Annotated in this window: 3 protein-coding genes; all 3 read left to right on the top strand. The window is 44.8% G+C overall.

Annotation, left to right across the window (positions count from 1 at the left end):
• Window positions 1-655 (top strand): sugar ABC transporter permease (locus AB4653_RS02510; RefSeq protein ID WP_372103255.1); only part of this gene is annotated, 655 nt, incomplete at its 5' end.
• A 9-nt stretch (window positions 656-664) separates the two neighbouring features.
• On the top strand, window positions 665-2,503 hold the full coding sequence (locus AB4653_RS02505) for a glycoside hydrolase family 13 protein (protein ID WP_050395133.1): 1,839 nt from the start codon (window positions 665-667) through the stop codon (window positions 2,501-2,503).
• On the top strand, window positions 2,487-3,548 hold the full coding sequence (locus tag AB4653_RS02500; RefSeq protein WP_240798326.1) for an ROK family protein: 1,062 nt from the start codon (window positions 2,487-2,489) through the stop codon (window positions 3,546-3,548). Before AB4653_RS02505 ends, AB4653_RS02500 begins: the two co-directional genes overlap by 17 nt.
• Window positions 3,549-3,603: the final 55 nt, after the last annotated feature.

Raw genomic sequence — 3,603 nt, 5'->3', positions numbered from 1 at the left:
GTTCACGGACACACCCTATTTAGACTGGTATAAAAACACCTTTCTTCTCGCGACAGCGAATATGGTTATCTCACTGGTTGTCGTGACTATTTCAGCGTTTGTGTTCTCTCGCTACCGCTTCAATGGTAAGCGCAACATTATGATGAGCATTCTTGTATTGCAGATGTTCCCGGCCTTTCTTTCGATGACGGCTATCTACATCTTGCTATCAAAAATGGGATTGATTGATACCTATGCTGGCTTGTTATTTGTGTATGTAACGGGCTCATTACCATTCATGATTTGGTTGGTGAAAGGTTATTTCGATGCCATTCCCACTTCATTAGATGAAGCAGCAAAAATTGATGGCGCAGGCCACATGACGATTTTCCTCGAGATCATTCTCCCTCTCGCGAAACCTATCTTAGTGTTTGTTGGTTTAGTGTCTTTCACCGCACCTTGGATGGACTTCATTTTACCTACGCTGATCTTACGCAGCGAAGAAAAAATGACGCTAGCCATCGGTATTTTCAGTTGGATTTCATCTAACTCAGCGGAGAATTTTACGCTGTTTGCCGCGGGTTCATTATTGGTTGCAGTGCCCATCACTTTGCTATTTGTTGCGACTCAAAAACACATTACTACCGGCCTCGTCAGCGGTGCAGTTAAAGAATAATAATTAGGGATGATTTCCGCTATGGCTATTACAAATTCAGTTATCAACAAACCGATTACAAAAAGCTCGCTGACTCACTCAGCAAAAAGTGCAGACAGCTACGCTTACAACAATGAAACGCTTCACCTTCGCTTACGCTGTGCAAAAGGCGAACTAGACAAGGTTTCACTTTGGATAGGCGACCCGTACCACTGGGCAGAAGGTGGCCTCGATGGTGGCAACCTAGGTGGCAGTGATGCACACGGTTGGGTGGGTGGCAATGAAGTGACCATGATTCATGAAGGGGAAACCGAGTACCACGACCACTGGTTTGCAGAGTTTACTCCACCGAAACGTCGTAGCCGCTATGGCTTTATTTTGTACGGAAAAGGCGGCGAAAAGATTCTATTTGGAGAAAAACGCTGCGCCGACATTTCAACGACTGAAAACGCAGAAATCGAGCTGAGTAACTTAAGCAATTTCTTCTGTTTTCCTTACATAAACCCTCGTGACGTTTTAAAGACACCGACGTGGATAAAAGACACCATTTGGTACCAAATATTCCCAGAGCGCTTTGCCAATGGTCGCCCTGAAACATCACCTGCCAACGTGCAACCTTGGGGAACCAGACCTGTATCCGACAACTTTATGGGTGGCGATTTATGGGGCGTGATCGATAAGCTCGATTACCTGCAAGATCTTGGCGTGAATGGTTTGTATTTGTGCCCTATTTTCACAGCCAACGCCAACCATAAATACGACACTGTCGACTACTACAATGTAGACCCGCACTTTGGCGGCAATGAAGCTTTTAAAGCACTCGTCGATGAAGCCCATAAACGCGGCATGAAAATTATGCTCGACGCGGTGTTCAACCACATTGGGTCTCAATCTCCACTATGGCTAGACGTTGTGAATAACGGGGCAAAGTCCAAATACGCCGACTGGTTTTGGATCAATCAGTTCCCTGTATACCCAGATACGCCAAAAGAAGACTGGGATTTCTGGAACTTAAACTACGAAACTTTCGCCAACGTCGTCGAAATGCCAAAGCTGAATACTGAAAATGAAGAGTGCCGCGCATACTTATTAGACGTGGCGCGCCACTGGGTAGAAGAGTTCAACATTGATGGATGGCGTTTAGACGTAGCCAACGAAGTGGACCACGCGTTTTGGCGTGACTTCCGTAAAGTCGTAAAAGATGCCAACCCAGACTGCTACATTCTTGGGGAGATTTGGCACGAAGGTATGCCTTGGCTACGCGGCGACCAATACGATTCGTTGATGAATTATCCGCTGACACAAGCCATTACCGACTACTTTGGTCTTGGCGACGTTGATAAAGAGAGCTTTGTAAATGCAGTGAACGCGTCGTACATGGCATACCCACGCAACGTAAACGAAGCGATGTTTAACTTATTAGATAGCCATGACACCACTCGCATTATCTCTTTATGCCAGGGCGACAAACGTAAAGCTAAATTAGCTTATTTATTTATGTTCACTCAAGTCGGTGCTCCATGCATTTATTATGGTGGCGAAATTGGTATGGATGGCGGCCGCGGCATGGGCAGCGAAGACAACCGAAAATGCATGATATGGGAAGAATCAGAGCAAGACTTAGAATTCAAAAACTTCATTCAAGAAATGATCGCTTTGCGTAAAGCCAATCCCGATTTTAATCAGCCTTGCATTGACTGGTTAAACGTGGAGGATGAAAAAGGGACGGCAGACAAAGAGTGTATCGCTTACCTCCGTGGCAATTTAATGTTTGTTCTAAACAACAGCGATAAAGATAAACAGATCATGCTCGATGGAAAATCACTGACCATTAGCGCTTATGGCTACGTGATTGAGCAAGCGAACTAAATCCAAGTGTGTCATTAATCAAATCATGCTCATTAAAGCAGAACCAAATATAGTGATGGGAATCGCGATTGATTCCCACTCTATTTACTCGGTCGCCAGCACCTCTAACGGACAAGAGGTGTATAGAATGGTGCAGCGCACTCCTGGCGACCTTGCCCACTTGACTCAACATTTGATAAGCCGAATATCAAGCGTCAGCTACCGCTATGGACGTATCGCCGCGATAGGCATAAGTGTATCTGAGTTTTTTTTATCTCATCGCCAATCCGTACATGAAGTTGCAAAATCAAGTCCTACTCACTCGACAGAAATCACCCAATTAACACGAAACCTGAATCAGCATTTCAAGGTCGACTGCTCGCTTGTGATGCATTCACACAGTGCGGCCATTGCGTGCGACGCTATTAGTAACGCCATGAAAAGCGCTGACTCAATTGAACAACCACTCTCGGCAGGTTCAAGTCTAAATAAGAGGGCTAGAGATTTATACAAAGAGGCCATACTCAGCGTATTTTTGGGCGATGGTTGTGGCATAAGTTTTTATCAAAATAACGAGCAAGTGCACCACCCATTAAGCTCACATTGGGCACATTCAAGGTTGCCTAATTTTCAATGGCTCGTTGATGGCTTAACTCCTGTATGTCGCTGTGGAAATGAGGCCTGCATTGAACAGTTTTTATCCGCACCAAGTATTGAGCGGCAATATCATCAAGTCGTGCTAAAAGACCAAACTTTAGCGCAAATTTTTTCAGGCGTAGACCTAAGTGAACCGCATGCATCGCGCATATATCGTACTTATATCGACCAATTGGCGCGCAGTTTAGTTAATCCCATTCAACAATTACTGCCTACACGACTCGTATTATCAGGCGAAGCAACGACCTATCCTACATTAACGGCAGATTTAAAAGTCGCATTGTCTCGCTACATTCACGTTAATGAAATTCCAGTGATTATTCACCCAAAACAAGATGAATTCACCTTTGCTCGCGGAGCGTTTCTCATCGCTGAAAAAAATCACAACAATCATTTACGCTCGTCGTGACAAGAATGGTAACCTTAGAAGGAGAAGATATTGAATAGTTTCAGAGGACAACCCG

This window comes from Vibrio sp. 10N.222.48.A3 (assembly GCF_041475345.1).
Lineage (GTDB): Bacteria > Pseudomonadota > Gammaproteobacteria > Enterobacterales > Vibrionaceae > Vibrio > Vibrio tasmaniensis_A.
This window is presented reverse-complemented; position numbering and strand designations above follow the sequence as displayed.